Raw genomic sequence first — 17,928 nt, forward strand, 5'->3', positions numbered from 1 at the left:
GAGGGAGCGCCCGGGAGGATCAGAGTGGGTCGGGGCCGGGCTCGGGCATGACGCCGAACCGCCACGACGTCGCGGCCTTGTTCGGCTTGTAGAGAACCGGCAGATCGTCGCCGATCTGCGGCCAGGGGTCCCCTGCCCCGAGCACCAGCGTCCCGTACACCTCGGTGGGGCTGGTCTCGGGACCGACGATCGTCCCGGAGATCGTGCAGAAGCGGTCGCCGTTCTTGTCGGTGGCGCTCCGGGTCGGCTCGTCGTCGCGGTCGGAGACCCCGACGATGGTGAACGTGCCCTGCACGAACTGGGAGGCCTTCGCCGCCGACATCGGCTGCGGATTGCGTCCGCGCTGCCACTGAACCACCAGCACCACCACGAGTGCCGCGATCAACAGGGTGAACGTCACGGTCAGCAACATGACAGCTACCCTACCGGGCATGTCCGTCCCTCCCGGCCCGACGAAGTACAGCGACGACGTCGAACTCGCACTCTCACTCGCCGACTCCGCCGACGCGCTGACGATGGACCGGTTCGGGGCGGTCGATCTCCGCGTCGACGACAAGCCGGACCTCACACCCGTATCCGACGCCGATCTCGCCTGCGAGACGATGATCCGCGAACGGCTCGCGGCGCGCCGGCCCACCGACACCGTTCTCGGCGAGGAGTTCGGCGGCGACGCCGCACTGTCCGGACGGCAATGGGTCGTCGATCCCATCGACGGCACCAAGAACTTCGTGCGCGGCGTCCCGGTGTGGGCCACCCTGATCGCGCTTCTCATCGACGGCGTGCCGACGGTCGGCGTGATCTCGGCGCCGGCCCTCCGCCGACGCTGGTGGGCGGCAACGGGTCTCGGCGCCCATACCCGGTTCGACGACGAAGACGTGCGTCGCCTGTCGGTGTCCGGGGTCGCCGACCTCGGGTCGGCGAGCCTGGCGTTCTCGAGCCTGTCCGGGTGGGCCGACCGCGGTATCCGGGACCGGTTCGTCGACCTCACCGACCGGGTGTGGCGCGTGCGCGGTTACGGCGACTTCTTCAACTACTGCCTCGTCGCCGAGGGCGCGGTCGACGTCACCGCCGAACCCGAGGTCTCGCTGTGGGACCTGGCACCCCTCGACGTCCTGGTGCGCGAGGCGGGCGGACGCTTCACCGCGCTCGACGGCACACCCGGACCCGCCGGCGGTAGTGCGGTGGCCAGCAACGGGCTGCTCCACGACGAAGTCGTCGAGGCCCTGCGCGCCTGAGGACGTTCAGTCGGTGAAGGTGATCCGCACCGAGATCGGGTCACTCTGGAGCGCGCGGAACCCGGCCGAGGTCAGACCGGCGAACAGGGGGCCGGTCGCGAAGGAACGCACCCGTGCGGCCACGTCGTCGTCGGGGACGAACTGCGCAGTCCCCGTGCGCCACTGACGGCCCTGGCGGATGCGCACCGTCGGATTCGCCGAGATGTTGATCCCCCATCCCGAGCGCTTGCCATGCTGACTGATGACCCACGCGCCGTAGGCGTCGAAGGCGGCCGACACCGGAACCGTGCGAGCCAGACCGGATCTGCGGCCGACGGTCTCCAGATCCGTTGCCAGGTGGGTGCCGATCCCGAGTCGATTGAGCGCGGCCACAGCCGGATTGGCGAGGTGGCGTCCGACCCATCGCTCGAACCGGAACTTCCGGGCCGCCCTGGCGTCGGCCGAGGTCACGTTCCGGGTGCTCCGCAACGCGCCGATCCCGTTGCGCCGTACCGTCGTCACCGCGGTCCGCCACAGCGCACGGGTGGGGTCCGGGTCTCCGCCGCCGGCCATCCGGTGCAGTTGGTCGGTGTGCCACTGGAGATCGAGTGCCCCCTCCAGAGACCGGGCCGTCGCGGCGCTGGACAACCGGGCCGGAAGCGGCAACCGCTGCTGTTGTGATGTCAGACGATCGGCGTCGCCGGTCATCACGTCCCTTGCCGCCGTCGGCGCGGTCACCGTCGGCCGGCCGATCCCGACGATGTCGCACGCGCCCTCGGCGATCGCCGCCGCCATGGCCGTGTGCGTGCGGAAACCGCCGGTGACGGCCAGCGGGATCCCGGCGGCGAGTTCGCGGACGGTGACGGCGTACTCGAGGAAGTACGCCTCCCGCTCGCGTGTGCTCGCCGACTGGACAGGTCGCCCCATCATCGCGGGGGACTCGTAGCTCCCGCCGCTGATCTCGATGAGATCGAGCGCCTCCGCCGCGAGCAGCGCGATCACGGTGCGGGACTCCTCCTCCGAGAATCCACCGCGCTGGAAGTCCGCGGAGTTCAGTTTGATGCCGACACCGAAACCCGGCCGGACGGCGGCGCGCACCGCTCGGACGACCTCGAGGGCGAAGCGGGCCCGGTTCTCGATGGAGCCGCCCCACCGATCCTCGCGCCGGTTGGCCAGCGGCGAGAGGAACTGCGACAGCAGGTATCCGTGGGCACCGTGGATCTGCACACCGTCGAAACCCGCGGTCTCGGCCACCGCGGCGGTGGTGGCGAACCGCGTGATGATGTCCTCGATCTCGGCCTCGGCGAGCGCACGAGGCGTCGGCACCCCGGGGATGGCCAACCGGACCGCCGACGGGGCCACCACACGCCCCTCGGTCGTCAGCGGATTGGCCTGCCGCCCCGGATGATTGATCTGCATCCAGATGGGTGATCCACCGTCCTGGGTGGTCTTCGCCCAGCGCGTGAGCGCGTCGAGGTGACGGTCGTCTTCGACCACGACGTTCCCGGGTTCCCCGAGATACCGGCGGTCGACCATCACGTTGCCGGTGATGACGAGACCGTAAGAGCCTGCGGCCCAGCGGGAGTAGAGACGCTCCAGACGAGCGTCCGGGCCGGCGTCCGCGTCGCCCAGCCCCTCGCTCAGAGCCGCTTTCATGATCCGGTTCGGCAGAACCTGGCCCGACGGAAGCGTCAAGGGTGCGGACAGTGTCACCGTGTCGGTCATGTTTCGTCTCCTACGACTGATCGCGCGTCCCCCGCGTGACGGACCGCTATGTATACCGATTGGTCTACCGCCCTGAACCCTAGTAGACCGCTTGGTATACTGCAAGCGTCGGTGGCCAGCGACGCCCCGGCACGACGAGGAGTGGCACCGATGGCAGCGCGCGACCAATTGATCGAGGCGACCGCAGATCTCATGCGACGGCACGGCGTCGCGGGCACCGCCATCTCGGACATCCTCGAGAGCAGTGGTGTCGCCCGGCGATCCATCTACCTCAACTTCCCGGGCGGCAAGTCGGAATTGGTGGCGGCGACGACGCGCAGTGTGGGCGACACGATCACCGCACTCCTCACCGGCATCGTCGCCGAGCCCGATCCGATCATGGCGTTCGCCGAGATGTGGTCGGCAGCGTTGTCCGCGACCGACTTCGAGGGCGGGTGCCCCGTGGTGGCCGCCGCACTGGGCCGCCTCTCGGCACCGGAGGCGGCGGCCGCGGCCACCGAGGTCTTCGACGAATGGCGAGGCCTGATCGAGCGCCGGTTACTGGATGACGGCGTCGCGCCCGACGTGACCGCTTCGCTGGCCGCCACCATCGTCGCGGCGATCGAGGGTGCGGTGGTCCTCGCCGAGGCCGCACAGACCACCACGCCGCTGATCCAGGTGGCGACTCATCTCAACGAGCTCGTCGCCCTGCACCGACCGAAATCGGACGACACCCGGAGCGAGTGAGGCGATCTCCTGCTCCCTGCGGTGCGAGCGAAGCGACCTCCCGCTCGCCGAGGTGCGAGCGAAGCGACCTCCTGCTGCGAGTGGGTCTGTGGTTCTTTCGGATCAGCGAGCAGGGCGGGGTGACACTCACACCTGCGTGGCGTGTTCCTTCTCCAGCACCGTGAACTCGGTCGCGTCGTCCTTCATGTCGGCGAGTCGTCCGTAATGGATTCCACTACCGGCGTCGGACAGGATCGCCTGATGGATCGGCACCGCGACCCGGGGTGCCATCGCCCTCAGATAGTCGACCGACTCGCTGAGTTTCATCCACGGAGCGGCCGACGGCAGCGCGAGGACGTCCACCTGCTCGAACGGGATGTAGAACGAATCACCGGGATGCATGAACTGCCCCGGCTGCTCGGCGGTACCCAGGACGTAGGCGACGTTGTCGATCACCGGGATCTCGGGATGGATGACCGCGTGCCGGCCGCCGGTGAAACGTGCGGTGAGCGAACCGATCCCGATCTGATCGCCGCTGCGGGCGGCCGTCCACTCGCCGGCCACGGCGTCGCCGTTGAGCTGTTTCGTCGTCTGCGGATCGGCGTACAGGATCGCGTCGGGGTTGGCCGCGACGAGATCGGGCAGCTTCGCGACGTCGCAGTGGTCGGGATGCTGATGGGTGATCAGAATGGCGTCGAGGCCGCTGATGCCGTCGAACCCGTGCGAGAAGTTCCCCGGATCGAAGAGCACCTTGGTCCCGTCGATCTCGACGAGCAGACAGGAATGGCCGAAGTGGGTGATCTGCATATGTCCACTGTGCACGTTCACACGGCGGCATGGTCGGACAAACGCTCGCTCACACGACGATCGCGAAGACTCCCCAACCGAACACAGCGTCGAGAATGCGCACGACACCATAGGTGAGCCACACTCCCAGCAGAACGGCACCGACCGGGCCGAGTACGAGGTCGCGCCACGTGGACAGCGGCGCCCCGCGACGGCGCACCAGGGTGAGGGTCGCGGTCACCACGGTCACGGCGGTCAGCACCAGGAACACCGGTCCGAACACATTGAACGTGAACGCCGACCCGACGTCGCCGTGCATGAGCGCCACCCAGCTACGAGTGAGGCCACAGCCGGGACACGGAAGGCCGGTCATCACCGCGAACGGGCAGAGTTGCGGCCCGTTGTCGACACCGCCCGGGGTGAACACGCAGGCGGCACCGAGTGCGGCCGCGCCGGCCACCGCGACGGTTGTCGCGCCCACCACCTGATTGGCCGATAAGCCCTGTTCGCGGCGGTGATCGAGGGTCATGCGGCCAGCCTAGCGGGTGGGCGGGCAGGCGGTGTCGGACAAGTGCGTGACAAACTTCTTACTCCAAAGTAAGGTTGGGACTTACTACCGAGTAAGATCGGTCGCATCGACCCTGTCCACCCATTCCGGTGGATCCACGCAGAGACCCCGACCGGGGCGACTGGAAAGAAACGGCTGGTGATCATGACAACTCACACCGAACCGCGCGACACCTCCGCAGTCGGCCGCAACCCGCACCCGCGCAACTTCATCGGCACCGCGATGCGCGTCCTGACCACGGTGACGGGCTCAGAGTTCGCCGAGAAGTACAACATCCGCGAACCGATCAACCGCATCGCCTACCAGGGCACCAAGACCGGGTTCCAGACCCTCGGTGCGGCGAACCGCGCCTTCAAGGCAGCCCAGGGCGGCGGGTCGGGCCAGGCCAAGCGCCTCACCAGCGCGCCGAAGGACTACTTCAACCTGACGCCCGACGACGAGCAGCAGATGATCGCCGAGACGGTGAAGGAGTTCGCCACCGAACTCCTGCGCCCGGCGGCCCACGACGCCGACGCCGCGGCAGCAGCGCCCGAGGAGCTCGTCGCGCGCTCGGCCGAGCTCGGCATCACGATGATCAACGTCCCCGAGGAGTTCGACGGCGCCGCGTCCGAGCGTGGTGTGGTGACCAACGCGCTGGTCGCCGAGGCGATGGCCTACGGCGACATGGGACTCGCACTCCCCCTCCTCGCGCCGAGCGGTGTCGCCACCACGCTCACCAACTTCGGCACCGACGAGCAACAGCGCACCTACCTGCCCGACTTCGCCGGTGAGAACGTGCCGCAGTCGGCGGTCGTCATCGCCGAACCGCGCCCCCTCTTCGACGCGTTCGCGTTGAGCACCAAGGCAACTCGCGTACCCAGCGGATTCCGGCTGAACGGCGTCAAGTCGTTCGTCCCGGCCGCCGGATCGTCGGAACTGTTCCTCGTCGGCGCGCAGCTCGACGGCAAGCCCGCGCTGTTCGTCGTCGAGTCCGACACCAAGGGACTCATCGTCGAGGCCGATCCCGGGATGGGCGTGCGTGCGGCGGGTATGGGTCGTCTGCTGCTGCAGGACGTCGCCGTCCCCGCATCCGCCATCGTCGGCGGTGAGGGCGATGCCGCGGTAGCCGCATACCGCGACGTCGTACGCCTCTCGCGCCTCGGCTGGTCGGCGCTGGCCGCCGGCACCGCACGTGCCGTCCTCGACTACGTCATCCCCTACGTCAACGAGCGTGAGGCCTTCGGCGAGCCGATCTCCAACCGCCAGGCGGTGGCCTTCATGGTCGCCACGATGGCCACCGAGGTCGACTCGATCCGCCTCGTCACGCTGCGTGGTGCCGCCCGCGCCGAGCAGGGCCTGTCCTTCGCCCGCGAAGCCGCACTGGCTCGCAAGCTGACCATCGACAAGGGACTGCAGATCGGTCTCGACGGCGTCCAGCTGCTGGGCGGCCACGGGTTCACCAAGGAGCACCCCGTCGAGCGCTGGTACCGCGACCTCCGCGGCGCCGGCATCGGCGAAGGCATCGTCGTCCTCTGACCAGCTCTCTGACCAGCTCTCCGACGTAGCGAAAGAACCTCTCATGAGCATCAATCTCGAACTCCCGAAGAAGCTGCGCGTCACCGTCGATCAGGCACACCAGGCGGCGGCCGAGATCTTCCGGCCCATCTCGCGCAAGTACGACCTCCGCGAGCACGACTACCCCGTCGAACTCGACACTCTCGCAAGCCTGTACGACGGTCTGTCCGAGACCGGCCAGGCCGGTGCGGGCGCGGACGGCGGCCGTAGCCAGCAGAAGAAGGAGAAGCCCCGGGCCGAGGGCGCCGTGGTCAACGGCGGCAACATGCAGTCCGTCGTCAACGTCATCGAAACGTCCTGGGGCGACGTCGGACTCATGCTGAGCATCCCGTATCAGGGTCTCGGCAACTCGGCGATCGCCGCCGTGTCCACCGACGAGCAGCTCGAACGCTTCGGCAAGGTGTGGGCGGCCATGGCCATCACCGAACCCGGCTTCGGCTCCGATTCGGCCGCCGTCTCGACCACCGCCACTCTAGACGGTGACGAGTACGTCATCAACGGCGAGAAGATCTACGTGACCGCCGGGTCGCGCGCCACCCACATCGTCGTCTGGGCGACCGTCGACAAGAGCGCCGGCCGCGCCGCCATCAAGAGTTTCGTGGTCCCGCGGACGCATCCGGGCGTCACCGTCGAACGTCTCGAGCACAAGCTCGGCATCAAGGTCTCCGACACCGCCGCGATCCGCTTCGAGAACTGCCGCATCCCCAAGGAGAACCTGCTCGGTTCACCCGAGGTCGACACCAAGAAGGGGTTCGGCGGGGTCATGCAGACCTTCGACAACACCCGTCCCCTGGTGGCGGGTATGGCGGTGGGTGTGACCCGGGCGGCTCTCGAGGAGTTGCGCCGGATCCTCGACGAGGCCGGCATCGAGGTCGATTACGATCGCCCCGCCGCCGACCAGCACACCGCCGCGGCCGAATTCCTGCGCATGGAAGCCGATTTCGAGGCCGCCTACCTCCACACGATGCGGGCCGCGTGGATGGCCGACAACAAGCAGCCGAACTCCACCGAGGCGTCGATGTCGAAGGCCAAGGCCGGGCGCACCGCCACCGACGTCACCAACAAGGTCGTCGAACTGACCGGCACCCTCGGCTACTCGGAGCGGCTCCTCGTCGAGAAGTGGGCGCGTGACTCCAAGATCCTCGACATCTTCGAGGGGACCCAGCAGATCCAGAACCTGATCATCGCGCGGCGTGTGCTGAACAAGAGCAGCGCCGAGCTCAAGTGATCGCCTGACCCAACGCCTCTCGGCCCCGCCACGGAGTTTCCGTTGCGGGGCCGAGTCGTTGGTGTGCCGAATCGTCGGTGGGCCGAGTCGTCGGTGTGCCGGCGATCAGACGAGCCAGGCGACCCACATGCCGACTGCGCACGCGGTCACCGACGCGACGAGTGTTCCGACGGCGTACGCCCCGGCCCGCCACCGGTCGTTCCGCTGCACCAGCCGTACCGTCTCGAACGAGGCGGTGCTGAATGTCGTGTAGCCACCGCAGAACCCGGTGCCGGCGATCAGCTGCCACTCGTGTGGCGCCCCGTGGAAGACCACGACCCCCGCGAGCACACCCAGCAACGCCGAACCGCTGACGTTGATCGCGAACGTGCCCCACGGCGTGGTCGTCGGCCATCGGTGTCTGACCGCTCCGTCGACGACGAACCGGGTGACCGCACCGAGCGCCCCCGCCACCATCACGGCCAGCGCGATCATGCCCGCGCCGCCCGGGCGGCGAACGCGATCCCGCAGGCTGCCGCCGCGAGACCGAGTACCACGCTGACAACCGCGTAGGTCAGCGCGGTCACCACCGCGGACGCCCGTGTGAGTTCGGTGATCTCCAGCGCGAAGGTGCTGTACGTGGTCAGCGCTCCGCAGATGCCGGTACCCCCGAAGAGGCGTATGCGCTGGCACCACCCCTCGTCGTGACCGAGTCGGGCAAGCAATTCCAGGAGCGACCCCAGGATGAACGCGCCGACGATGTTGACCCCGAACGTCGCCCACGGCCAGTGCCCGTGCTGGGCCGGGAACATCTCCTCCGCCCAGTACCGTACGCCCGTGCCGATCAGTCCCCCGGCGAACACCCAGGCGAGCGCATGCACCCGGAGGTGGAGCGGACGTTCGTCTGGGTCGACGGGGAGTTCACGGTGCTCGTCTCGGTGCACGGGCCAAGTCTCCGCTACGTGACGATCACGTACAACACGATCAGATAGATCGGAACGAGCACGTCGAAGAAGAAGATGGGTCCGGCGTTGCCCGCCGTGAAATTCCGGCGGGTCACCATCTCCCGCACATGGCCGACGGCGGCGCCCAGGTAGAACACCGAGAACGCGATGATGGTGGCCAGGGTGAACTCGTCACCGAAACCCGAGGCGATCACGCCCAGCACACCCGTCGCGAGACTGGCGAGACCCACCTCCCACTGCCACGGCGTCTTCGGGGGCCACCCGATCGACTCGGCGATCGGCTCGCCGACGAACATGTGACCGCAGCCGGTCATCCAGCCCTGGACGCCGATCATCCACAACACGGAGTTCTCGAGCAGGTCCCGGCCCAGATCACCGCCGGGAGTGAACGAGTCGACGACAGTGGCGATGATCGTGCCGACGATCCCGACGAACGGTACGAGCCGGATCGCGGTGCGCACCGCGGCGTCGAGCACTGCTCAGTCCTTCAGCTGTTCGGCCAGGGCCGCCAGGACATCCGGGTCCTCGATGGTCGACGGCACCGTGTAATCCTCGTGATCGGCGATCTGGCGCATGGTCTTCCGCAGGATCTTGCCCGATCGGGTCTTCGGCAGTGCCGGCACGACCGTGACGTCGCGGAACGTGGCGACCGCCCCGATCTCGTCGCGCACCATGGACACGAGCTCGCTGCGCAAGGTCTCAGACTCGATGTCGACGCCGGACTTGAGCACCACGTATCCGCTGGGGCGCTGGCCCTTCAGGTCGTCGCGTATGCCGATGACCGCGCACTCGGCGACGGCCGGGTGCGACGCCACCACCGCCTCGATGCTTCCGGTCGAGAGTCGGTGTCCGGCAACGTTGATCACGTCGTCGGAGCGGCCGAGCACGAACACGTAACCGTCGGCGTCGACGTAACCGGAGTCGCCGGTGAGGTAGTAGCCGTCGAACGCCGACAGATAGGACTTGCGGTAGCGCTCCTCGTCGCGCCACAACCCGGCGAGGGTCCCGGGCGGCAGCGGCAGGCTGATGACGATGTTCCCTTCCTCTCCCGCTCCCAGCAGCGTGCCCTCGGCGTCGACGACTCCCACCCGATACCCGGGCACCGGCACCGTCGGTGAGCCCGCCTTGATCGGCATCGGTTCGAGGCCACGGAGATTCGCCGCGATCGCCCAACCGGTCTCGGTCTGCCACCAGTGGTCGACGACCGGGACGCCGAGCACCTCCGACGCCCAGGTGAACGTGTCGGGGTCGAGGCGCTCGCCGGCGGCGAACAGCGTCTGCAGCGATGAGGTGTCGTACTCGGCGAGTTCGGTGGCGTCGGGATCGGCCTTTCGGATCGCGCGGATCGCTGTCGGCGCGGTGAACAGTGCCTTGACCCCGTGATCGGCGATGACCCGCCAGAACGCGCCCGCATCGGGGGTACCGACCGGCTTGCCCTCGTACATCACGGTCGTCGCCCCCACGAACAGCGGCGCGTAGACGATGTAGGAGTGCCCGACGACCCATCCGACGTCCGACGCCGTCCACCACACGTCACCCGCCGAGATGTCGTAGATGTTCTTCATCGACCACGTCAGCGCCACCGCGTGCCCGCCGTTGTCCCGGACGACTCCCTTGGGCTTGCCGGTGGTCCCCGACGTGTAGAGGATGTAGAGCGGATCGGTCGCGGCGACCGGCACCGCGCCGACCGGGTCGGCGGCGTCGGTCTCCCGGTCCCAGTCCAGCCAGCCGGCGTGATCGGCTGCGCTGCCGACGATCTCGGGGCGATCCTTGACGATGACCGTGCGCGGTGGCGTCGCCGACATCTCGATGGCCCGGGCCACCATCGGCAGGTATTCGACCGTGCGTCCCGGTTCCAGACCGCCCGACGCGGTGACGACGGCGACGGGTTCGGCGTCGTCGATGCGGGTGGCCAGCTCCCGCGCGGCGAAGCCGCCGAACACCACCGAGTGCACGGCGCCGATGCGCGCGCAGGCGAGCATCGCGATGGCCGCCTCCGGGATCATCGGCATGTAGATCACCACACGGTCGCCGGCCGAGACACCTTGCGCGGTCAGCACTCCCGCGAATCGGGCGACCACGTCGAGCAGCGCCGCATAGGTGTAGTGGCGTCGTTCCCCGGTCATCGCCGAGTCCCAGATCAGCGCCGTCCGCCCGTCGTTGCCGTCCGCCAGATGGCGATCGAGCGCGTTGTGGCAGGTGTTCAGCGTGGCGCCGGGGAACCACCGGTAGAACGGGGCATCCGAGTCGTCGAGCGCGGTGGTCGGTGGGGTGTACCAGTCCACCGCTTCGGCGGCGGAGAGCCAGAACGCCTCGCGATCATCGCTCGCCTGTGTGAACGCCTCGCTGTAGCTGCCCATGGCCTTCCCTTCACCGTCTCGTCGTGGCGCGCACCCGAAATCGTCGCGGGGTGCCGCATCGCTCTTAGAGGGTATCGGTGTGATGGCCGCCACGAAACGCGATCGGCGGTCCTGCGCCGACCGGCCGGCGCGACCCGCGCCGAGCGGTCAGTACAGGTACTTGCGGTACTGCTCGTCGGTCTCCCGGTCGTCGACCAACGGGACATCGAGCTCGGGCATGACCATCCTGGTGATCGCCGCCACCGACGGCAGCGTCCGCGGAGTCCACGACTCCGGTTTCCACAGATCCGCACGCAGAAACGCCTTGGAGCAGTGGTAGAAGACCTCGTCGACGTCGATCTCCACGGCCAGGATCGGACGCTTCCCCTTCACCGCCAGGGCGTCGAAGTAGTCCGCGTCGTCGACGATGCGGGCGGCCCCGTTGACGCGCAGGGTGTCGTTGCGGCCGGGGACGACGAAGATGGTGCCCGCGTGCGGGTTGCGCAGGATGTTCAGGTAACCGTCGACGCGTCTGTTCCCGGGACGTTCGGGGATCGCGATACGCGTGTCGTCGACGATGTGCACCACTTTGCCTGCGGGGTCGCCCTTGGGTGAGACGTCGACGCGTCCGTGGGCATCGGAGGTGGCCAGGAACACCACCGGCGAGGCGGCCAGCCATGCTCGATCGATGTCCGAGAGCGTCGGCCTGACCTTGTCACGAACGACGGCGGCCGGTTCGCCGACGATCTCCCGCAGCCTCGCCTCGTCGGTGATGTGCATGCGGACATCGTGTCACGTGGGCAGAGCTACGCGGGTCCCGGCGCCGGCGTCGGCCACCGCAGAATCCACTCGGAGCCGCGCGAACGCCCGGTGACCACGGACCGCCGACGGAGATGGGACGACCCGTCGGTCACGATGAGGGTGACGTCCTGGTCGAGGCGTGTGGCGAGGCGCCGGGCCGTCCAGCCCGGGCGTGCGCTACCGGGTCCGATGACCACGGCGCCGGCGCCGGCGCGTTGCGCGGCCCGGTGCAGGACCGCCGTCGGGTCACCGACCTCGCTCGTGGTCGACACCGTCCGCGCACCGTGCCATCTCGCCAGTTCGGCGGCGGTCCGCAGGCATTCGTCGATCGCGGCCTGTCCGGACAGCAGATAGGACTCGTCCTTGAGGGCGTCGTGGAGACCGGTGCTCACTTCTCTCCGGCGGCCGCGGGTGGCGCAGATCAGGATCAGATCGCCGGAGTCGCCGAGCAGGCGAACCGCGACCTTCACCGCCCGCAGCGAACCCTCGCTCCCGTCGACGCCGACGACGACCGGATGGCCGAGTCCGGCCGACGGGGCGAGAGCAGTTGGCACGTCTCGGGTTTCGAGAGGTTCCCAGCGCCGGGGTCGTGTCCGCAGCGTCATCATCGTGTCCTCCTGGGTCGGCGATATCAGCTGCTCACAACGCTATGGAGACAACGAGCCCGAATCGCCATCCCGCGGGTTGACCGTTTCTCCACCCCAGGGTGGACATCGGAATCCACCGTGGGGCGGTCGTCCGACCGCGGTGCGGAACTATCCTGGAACGGTGACGGGCTTCACAGCGAACGCGGGCGCCGGGCTGTGGCGTCTCATCGAACGGGCCGGCGGCGACTATCCCCCGCTCTATCCCGCGGTGATCCTGTCGTCCAGCGTGGTGGTCACGCTGGTGTCGACAGCACAGCGCTTTCCGTTCGACCAGGTCTGGTGGGTGGTCGCGGCCCTGGTGCTGGCGGCACTGACGCTGGCGATGGATCTGTCGCTGCCGCCGACCTCGTACGCGTGCTTCGGGATCATCACCAGTTCGGTCTGCTTCCTGATGATCCCGACGCCCACCGACGCCGCGCCACTCCAGCTCGTCCTCATGGCGGCGATCGCGGCTGCGATGTATCCCCTGCTGACCGGCGTCGCCGTGACGGTTGTGTGCATCGCGGTGATCGTCTGGTTCGGCGCTGTCGGCGGCCTCGACTCGCCTGCGCTCTACGCACTCGGCGTCGCCTGCGGGTGGTTGATCGGCTACATGATGCTGATCCAGAAACGGCTGGCCGACAACCGGGCTCGCGTCCTCGCCGAACGGGCCGATCGCGCCGCGGGCGACGAGCGGCGGCGGATCGCGCGCGAGATCCACGACGTGATCGCGCACTCGTTGTCGATCACGATGCTCAACGTCACCGGTGCCCGCCGCGTGCTCGAACAAGATCGCGACGTGGAAGAGGCACTGGAGGCGCTCGCCGATGCCGAGCGCCAGGGCCGACAGGCCATGACCGAGATCCGCACCATCGTCCACGTGCTGGGAACAGCCGGGCCGGCGGGGACGACGTCGCCGTCGCCGGGTGCCGACGATCTGGAGCGGCTCGTGGCGGACTACCGCAAGGCCGGGGTGGACATCGACTTCACCCTCGACGGTGATGTCACCGAGCTCTCACGGCCGGTCGGTGCGGCCCTGTTCCGCATCGCCCAGGAGTCTCTGGCGAACGTCGTCAAACACTCGGCGGGCAAGCGTGCGTCGGTGTCGGTGACAGTGTCCGACGAGGTCGCGCTCACGGTCGAGAATCCCGCGGCAGAGGGCAGGCCGCGGCACTGCGACGGCACCGGCATCGAGGGGATGACCCAGCGCGCGGCGTTGCTCGGCGGCACCCTGCACGCCTCGCACCGCGCGGGCACCTGGTCGGTGCGAGCGACGTTGCCCGCCCGGTCGACCGCCGACGGGGTACCGGTATGACGACGAGCGGCCCGGCCGAGACCACCTCGGTCCCGATCAGGGTCCTGCTCGTCGACGACCAGGAACTCATCCGCACCGGGCTGCGTCGCATCCTCCGCCTCCGGGACGGCTTCGACATCGTGGGTGAGTGCGCGGACGGTTCCGAGGTGCTCGCCGGGATCGCCGAGCACCGGCCCGACATCGTCCTGATGGACCTGCGGATGCGCAATGTCGACGGCATCACCGCCACCACCATGGTCCGCACCCTGCGGGAACCGCCGCCGGTGCTCGTGCTGACCACCTTCGACGACGACGACCTGCTGTCGCGGGCCCTGCGCGCGGGAGCCGCCGGGTTCATCCTCAAGGACTCGCCGGCCGAGGCACTGATCTGGGCGGTCCGTGCCGTGGTTCGCGACGGCGCCTTCCTCGACCCCGCGGTCACCGAACGAGTCCTTCAGGGATTCCGGCGATCGGGCCGCGAACAGGTGACCACCGCGCCCGGGCTGACCGACCGCGAGACCGACGTCCTACGACTCATCGCGCGCGGCCGGACAAATGCGGAAATCGGTTCGGCTCTGGGCATCTCGCAGGTGACGGTCAAGAGCCACGTCAATCACATCTTCACCAAACTCGACCTGCGTGATCGCGCGGCGGCGATCGTGTACGCCTTCGACCGCGGACTCGTGGTCGCCGAGTACGACTGAGCCCCGCGTCGATCAGTCGTGCGCGGATCAATCGTGCGCGTCGAGCACCTCGACGTCGACCCCGTCGACGAACCGGTACGGGCCCGCGACGAGCAGACCGCCGAAGTGTTTGCGCAGACGGGACATCTCGGCACGCACTGTGACCGTCCGGTCGTCGACGCCGAACAGATGAGTCGACATCCGGGCCGCGGTGACTCCGTCGGGGTGACGCGCCAGGAAGGTGAGGATGTCACCGTGGCGCGGCGAACAGCGGTGTGTCCACGCGCCGCTGGCGCCTTCGACGGTCACCTCGACATTGCCCGCACCCGGCGGACCGGTGGGCACCCGTACGACCACCCGCGTGGTAGACGCGTCCGACGTCTCCGCGACCCGCACCAACCACCCACCGGGTAGCGCCTCGACATCGCACTCGCCGAGCGCGCTCACGAAGATGCGGCCGGGACCGAGGCGCGGCGGCAGGATGAGGCGTGATCGAGGCGACACGGTGTCCACCGCGGCAACCCACCCGTCGGTGTCGACCGCCAACGCCGGGCCGGGCATGCGGGCGAGAATCGGTGCGGCAACCGCGCGCAACGAGTCGAGGCGACGGTGATGACTCTCGCGGAGTTGCGACTCGGCGAGCCGGGCGACCGCGTGCACCAGCGCCAGGGTCGTCGGATGGATAGTGGCGGCCGGACCGCTGACGTCGACCACACCCAACACCTCACCGGTCCGCGGATCCTTGATCGGCGCACCGGTACAGGTCCACGAGTGATGACTCCGCACGAAGTGCTCCGCCGAGAACACCTGTACCGAACGACCCGACATCAGTGCCGTACCGATCGCGTTGGTCCCCACCGAGCCCTCGGCCCAGTCGGCACCCTCGACGAATCCGAGGGTGTCCGCGCGCGTGAGCACCTTCGACGACCCGCTCCGCCACAGCACGTGTCCGTCGGCGTCCGAGACGACCAGGATGTTGTCTCCGTCGGCGATCAGCGAGTCGAGACCTCGTGCCAGTTCGTCGACGACCTCCGCCAGGCCGGAGCGCCGGCGGCGCTCCTCCAGCTCGTCGAGCGGAAGCGTCCGTTCCCCGACGCAGTCCACGTCCGGGTCCAGGCCGGCACGTCGGAGTCGCTGCCACGAGTCGTCGATGACACCGCGCGGACGGGCCGGCATGCGCCCACCCGACATCGCGGCGTCGTGGACCGCGCTGAGAACCGACGCGAACTCGCGCGGATCGTCGCCGGCATGCACCGCGGGCTCCAGCTCGGAGGCCGACTCGTAAGCGTTCATTACCTCGATTGTGCGTCACGTCACAGGCCGACGACAACGGGCCCACCCCTCGCAACCCCCTGCAACCCTTGCCGCGACCCGGCGCGGAGGCGTCTGCTGTCCACAACCCGCTGTGTTCCACATCACGTTCGCGGGGCGCACATATGAGGAGGCATCATGACCCAGACCCTCGAGCCGGTCGTCGCGCTCGATCGCACCCCGCAGCAGCGGGTGGAGACCTGGCTGCAAGAATTCGAGTCCGCACTCGCTGCACTCGACATCGCTCGCGCGACGAACGCCTTTCTGACCGACAGCTACTGGCGCGACCTGACCGCGTTCACCTGGAACATCAAAACCGTCGAGGGTCACGAGCAGATCGCCGACATGCTGTCCGCCCGTCTCGCCGACACCCGGCCGTCGAACTTCACCACCACCGAACCGGCGACCGACGACGGCGACGGGGTTGTCTCCGCGTTCATCGCATTCGAGACCGCCGTCGGACGCTGCGAAGGTCACCTTCGAATCCGTCCCGCCGACGAGGGTCGGGACGGCGGCGATGAGGGTGCCGGGGCGGACAAGGCCTGGACGCTGCTGACGACGATGCAGGAACTCAAAGGGCACGAGGAGTCGGCCGGACCGAGCCGACCGCTCGGGGCGGTTCACGGCACCGATCCCGACACCCGCTCCTGGGCAGAGAAGAAGGCCGACGAGGAGCTGGCGCTCGGTCGGACCGCGCAGCCGTACGTTCTGGTGATCGGCGGTGGACAGGGGGGCATCGCGCTCGGAGCACGGCTCCGGCAGCTCGGCGTGCCCTCGGTCGTCGTCGATCGTCATGACCGGCCCGGGGACCAGTGGCGCAAGCGCTACAAGTCGCTGTGCCTGCACGACCCGGTCTGGTACGACCATCTCCCGTACCTGCCGTTCCCCGACAACTGGCCGGTCTTCGCACCGAAGGACAAGATCGGGGACTGGCTGGAGTTCTACACGAAGGTCATGGAGGTTCCGTACTGGAGCAAGACGACGTGCCTGTCCGCCGAGTACGACGAAGCCGAGGCACGCTGGACCGTCGAGGTCGACCGGGACGGTGAGCGCCTCACGCTTCATCCGACGCAGCTGGTCCTCGCGACGGGGATGTCCGGCAAGCCCGCCGTCCCATCCGTTCCCGGTCAGGATGTGTTCGCCGGCGAACAGCACCACTCGAGCGCCCACCCCGGACCTGATGGCTACGTCGGCAAGAAGGTCGTCGTCATCGGCTCCAACAATTCCGCGCACGACATCTGCAAGGCTCTCGTGGACAACGGGGTCGACGCCACGATGGTGCAGCGTTCCTCGACCCACATCGTGAAGTCCGACTCCCTCCGGTCGATCGCCCTCGGCTCCCTCTACAGCGAGGAGGCTGTCGCCTCCGGAATGACCACCAAGAAGGCCGATCTGACCTTCGCCTCACTGCCGTACCGGATCATGCACCAGTTCCAGGTACCCGTGTACGACCAGATCCGGGAGCAGGACAAGGACTTCTACGATCGGCTCGAGGCGGCCGGCTTCCAGCTCGACTTCGGCGACGACGACTCCGGGCTCTTCATGAAGTACCTGCGCCGCGGGTCCGGCTACTACATCGACGTCGGTGCGAGCGAGCTCATCGCCGACGGCACGATCAAGCTCGTCCACGGCCAACTGGACCACCTCACCGAGAACTCGGTGGTCCTGACCGACGGCACCGAGATCGAGGCCGACGTGGTCGTCTACGCGACCGGCTACGGATCGATGAACGGCTGGGCCGCCGATCTCATGGGGCAGGAGGTCGCCGACCGTGTCGGCAAGGTCTGGGGACTGGGTTCCGAGACGACCAAGGACCCGGGCCCCTGGGAGGGCGAACAGCGGAACATGTGGAAGCCAACCCAGCAGCCGGGCCTGTGGTTCCACGGCGGGAACCTGCACCAGTCGCGTCACTATTCGCTGTATCTGGCCTTGCAGCTCAAGGCTCGCTATGAGGGAATTCCGACGCCCGTGTACGGCCTGGGCGACGTCCATCATCTGAACTGATGGGGATATGAGAAAGGCCCCGCAACCTGAGGTTGCGGGGCCTTTCTGAAGTTGTGTTCGGCGGTGTCCTACTCTCCCACACTGATTAGGGTGCAGTACCATTGGCGCTGGAGGGCTTAGCTTCCGGGTTCGGAATGGGGCCGGGC

At 68.4% G+C, this 17,928-nt stretch carries 18 protein-coding genes and 1 rRNA gene; 7 read left to right on the plus strand and 12 right to left on the minus strand.

The window, feature by feature from the left end; translation table 11 throughout:
• Positions 1-19 precede the first annotated feature (19 nt).
• Positions 20-412 carry a hypothetical protein gene (locus ABIC25_RS16540; protein ID WP_064571658.1) on the minus strand — a complete coding sequence of 131 codons (393 nt, stop codon included), beginning with the start codon at positions 410-412 and terminating at the stop codon, positions 20-22.
• Between the two features lie 19 nt (positions 413-431).
• Between ABIC25_RS16540 and hisN the strand changes: the two genes are divergently transcribed.
• Positions 432-1,235 carry a histidinol-phosphatase gene (gene hisN / locus ABIC25_RS16545; protein WP_239402660.1) on the plus strand — a complete coding sequence of 268 codons (804 nt, stop codon included), beginning with the start codon at positions 432-434 and terminating at the stop codon, positions 1,233-1,235.
• A gap of 6 nt (positions 1,236-1,241) precedes the next feature.
• On the opposite strand, the gene ABIC25_RS16550 is transcribed toward hisN, so the two are convergent.
• Positions 1,242-2,939 carry a nitroreductase family deazaflavin-dependent oxidoreductase gene (locus tag ABIC25_RS16550; protein WP_354562296.1) on the minus strand — a complete coding sequence of 566 codons (1,698 nt, stop codon included), beginning with the start codon at positions 2,937-2,939 and terminating at the stop codon, positions 1,242-1,244.
• A 150-nt stretch (positions 2,940-3,089) separates the two neighbouring features.
• Here ABIC25_RS16550 and ABIC25_RS16555 point away from each other — a divergent pair, with 150 nt between their 5' ends.
• The gene (locus ABIC25_RS16555) at positions 3,090-3,665 is read left to right on the plus strand and encodes a TetR/AcrR family transcriptional regulator (protein ID WP_354562297.1); all 576 of its coding nucleotides are present in this window, start codon (positions 3,090-3,092) and stop codon (positions 3,663-3,665) included.
• Between the two features lie 126 nt (positions 3,666-3,791).
• On the opposite strand, the gene ABIC25_RS16560 is transcribed toward ABIC25_RS16555, so the two are convergent.
• Both ABIC25_RS16560 and ABIC25_RS16565 read right to left on the minus strand, forming a co-directional pair.
• Positions 3,792-4,451 (minus strand): MBL fold metallo-hydrolase, encoded by a 660-nt coding sequence (locus ABIC25_RS16560; RefSeq protein WP_101821147.1) that lies wholly within the window; start codon positions 4,449-4,451, stop codon positions 3,792-3,794.
• A 49-nt stretch (positions 4,452-4,500) separates the two neighbouring features.
• Entirely contained in the window at positions 4,501-4,959 is a 459-nt protein-coding gene (locus ABIC25_RS16565; RefSeq protein ID WP_354562299.1) for a DUF2752 domain-containing protein, read from the minus strand.
• Positions 4,960-5,142: 183 nt separating this feature from the next.
• On the opposite strand from ABIC25_RS16565, the gene ABIC25_RS16570 reads away from it, so the two are divergent.
• Together ABIC25_RS16570 and ABIC25_RS16575 are read left to right on the plus strand one after the other, a co-directional pair.
• Positions 5,143-6,513, plus strand: coding sequence for an acyl-CoA dehydrogenase family protein (locus tag ABIC25_RS16570; protein ID WP_354562301.1), 1,371 nt, complete (start codon positions 5,143-5,145; stop codon positions 6,511-6,513).
• A 43-nt stretch (positions 6,514-6,556) separates the two neighbouring features.
• On the plus strand, positions 6,557-7,780 hold the full coding sequence (locus ABIC25_RS16575) for an acyl-CoA dehydrogenase family protein (RefSeq protein WP_354562303.1): 1,224 nt from the start codon (positions 6,557-6,559) through the stop codon (positions 7,778-7,780).
• A 105-nt stretch (positions 7,781-7,885) separates the two neighbouring features.
• Here ABIC25_RS16575 and crcB (ABIC25_RS16580) read toward each other — a convergent pair whose 3' ends face one another.
• From crcB (ABIC25_RS16580) to ABIC25_RS16605, 6 genes are all read right to left on the minus strand, one after another.
• Positions 7,886-8,254: a fluoride efflux transporter CrcB gene (gene crcB, locus ABIC25_RS16580; protein ID WP_354562304.1), complete on the minus strand. Its 369-nt coding sequence runs from the start codon at positions 8,252-8,254 to the stop codon at positions 7,886-7,888.
• Positions 8,251-8,703, minus strand: a complete 453-nt coding sequence (gene crcB, locus ABIC25_RS16585) for a fluoride efflux transporter CrcB (RefSeq protein ID WP_354562305.1) — start codon at positions 8,701-8,703, stop codon at positions 8,251-8,253. The genes crcB (ABIC25_RS16580) and crcB (ABIC25_RS16585) overlap by 4 nt, the downstream gene beginning before the upstream one ends.
• Before the next feature lie 14 nt (positions 8,704-8,717).
• On the minus strand, positions 8,718-9,200 hold the full coding sequence (locus tag ABIC25_RS16590; protein ID WP_248643194.1) for a DUF6790 family protein: 483 nt from the start codon (positions 9,198-9,200) through the stop codon (positions 8,718-8,720).
• Between the two features lie 3 nt (positions 9,201-9,203).
• The gene (locus ABIC25_RS16595; protein WP_354562307.1) at positions 9,204-11,084 is read right to left on the minus strand and encodes a propionyl-CoA synthetase; all 1,881 of its coding nucleotides are present in this window, start codon (positions 11,082-11,084) and stop codon (positions 9,204-9,206) included.
• Positions 11,085-11,231: 147 nt separating this feature from the next.
• Positions 11,232-11,843, minus strand: coding sequence for an MSMEG_1061 family FMN-dependent PPOX-type flavoprotein (locus tag ABIC25_RS16600; protein WP_354562308.1), 612 nt, complete (start codon positions 11,841-11,843; stop codon positions 11,232-11,234).
• 26 nt (positions 11,844-11,869) lie between these two features.
• Entirely contained in the window at positions 11,870-12,418 is a 549-nt protein-coding gene (locus ABIC25_RS16605; protein ID WP_354562309.1) for a universal stress protein, read from the minus strand.
• A 214-nt stretch (positions 12,419-12,632) separates the two neighbouring features.
• Here ABIC25_RS16605 and ABIC25_RS16610 point away from each other — a divergent pair, with 214 nt between their 5' ends.
• Both ABIC25_RS16610 and ABIC25_RS16615 read left to right on the plus strand, forming a co-directional pair.
• Positions 12,633-13,805: a sensor histidine kinase gene (locus ABIC25_RS16610; protein ID WP_354562310.1), complete on the plus strand. Its 1,173-nt coding sequence runs from the start codon at positions 12,633-12,635 to the stop codon at positions 13,803-13,805.
• Entirely contained in the window at positions 13,802-14,488 is a 687-nt protein-coding gene (locus tag ABIC25_RS16615) for a response regulator (RefSeq protein ID WP_064571653.1), read from the plus strand. Before ABIC25_RS16610 ends, ABIC25_RS16615 begins: the two co-directional genes overlap by 4 nt.
• A 27-nt stretch (positions 14,489-14,515) precedes the next feature.
• On the opposite strand, the gene ABIC25_RS16620 is transcribed toward ABIC25_RS16615, so the two are convergent.
• The gene (locus tag ABIC25_RS16620) at positions 14,516-15,760 is read right to left on the minus strand and encodes a helix-turn-helix domain-containing protein (RefSeq protein ID WP_354562311.1); all 1,245 of its coding nucleotides are present in this window, start codon (positions 15,758-15,760) and stop codon (positions 14,516-14,518) included.
• 156 nt (positions 15,761-15,916) lie between these two features.
• Here ABIC25_RS16620 and ABIC25_RS16625 point away from each other — a divergent pair, with 156 nt between their 5' ends.
• A complete protein-coding gene (locus ABIC25_RS16625; RefSeq protein WP_239402669.1) occupies positions 15,917-17,782 on the plus strand; it encodes a flavin-containing monooxygenase in 1,866 nt (621 codons plus the stop codon).
• A 55-nt stretch (positions 17,783-17,837) separates the two neighbouring features.
• On the opposite strand, the gene rrf is transcribed toward ABIC25_RS16625, so the two are convergent.
• Positions 17,838-17,928, minus strand: a 5S ribosomal RNA gene (rrf, locus tag ABIC25_RS16630); the annotation flags it as partial.

Origin of the sequence: Gordonia sp. PvP123, from assembly GCF_040547295.1 — a bacterium.
Lineage (GTDB): Bacteria > Actinomycetota > Actinomycetes > Mycobacteriales > Mycobacteriaceae > Gordonia > Gordonia terrae.

What these genes read in the sequence shown, in the direction of transcription:
- ABIC25_RS16615 (WP_064571653.1), top strand. Translation starts at nt 13,802, where the DNA reads ATGACGACGAGCGGCCCGGCCGAGACCACCTCGGTCCCGATCAGGGTC.
- ABIC25_RS16565 (WP_354562299.1), bottom strand. Translation starts at nt 4,959, where the DNA reads ATGACCCTCGATCACCGCCGCGAACAGGGCTTATCGGCCAATCAGGTG.
- crcB (WP_354562304.1), bottom strand. Translation starts at nt 8,254, where the DNA reads ATGATCGCGCTGGCCGTGATGGTGGCGGGGGCGCTCGGTGCGGTCACC.
- ABIC25_RS16600 (WP_354562308.1), bottom strand. Translation starts at nt 11,843, where the DNA reads ATGCACATCACCGACGAGGCGAGGCTGCGGGAGATCGTCGGCGAACCG.
- ABIC25_RS16595 (WP_354562307.1), bottom strand. Translation starts at nt 11,084, where the DNA reads ATGGGCAGCTACAGCGAGGCGTTCACACAGGCGAGCGATGATCGCGAG.
- ABIC25_RS16550 (WP_354562296.1), bottom strand. Translation starts at nt 2,939, where the DNA reads ATGACCGACACGGTGACACTGTCCGCACCCTTGACGCTTCCGTCGGGC.
- ABIC25_RS16540 (WP_064571658.1), bottom strand. Translation starts at nt 412, where the DNA reads ATGTTGCTGACCGTGACGTTCACCCTGTTGATCGCGGCACTCGTGGTG.
- ABIC25_RS16625 (WP_239402669.1), top strand. Translation starts at nt 15,917, where the DNA reads ATGACCCAGACCCTCGAGCCGGTCGTCGCGCTCGATCGCACCCCGCAG.
- ABIC25_RS16560 (WP_101821147.1), bottom strand. Translation starts at nt 4,451, where the DNA reads ATGCAGATCACCCACTTCGGCCATTCCTGTCTGCTCGTCGAGATCGAC.
- ABIC25_RS16555 (WP_354562297.1), top strand. Translation starts at nt 3,090, where the DNA reads ATGGCAGCGCGCGACCAATTGATCGAGGCGACCGCAGATCTCATGCGA.
- ABIC25_RS16620 (WP_354562311.1), bottom strand. Translation starts at nt 15,760, where the DNA reads ATGAACGCTTACGAGTCGGCCTCCGAGCTGGAGCCCGCGGTGCATGCC.
- ABIC25_RS16570 (WP_354562301.1), top strand. Translation starts at nt 5,143, where the DNA reads ATGACAACTCACACCGAACCGCGCGACACCTCCGCAGTCGGCCGCAAC.
- hisN (WP_239402660.1), top strand. Translation starts at nt 432, where the DNA reads ATGTCCGTCCCTCCCGGCCCGACGAAGTACAGCGACGACGTCGAACTC.
- ABIC25_RS16575 (WP_354562303.1), top strand. Translation starts at nt 6,557, where the DNA reads ATGAGCATCAATCTCGAACTCCCGAAGAAGCTGCGCGTCACCGTCGAT.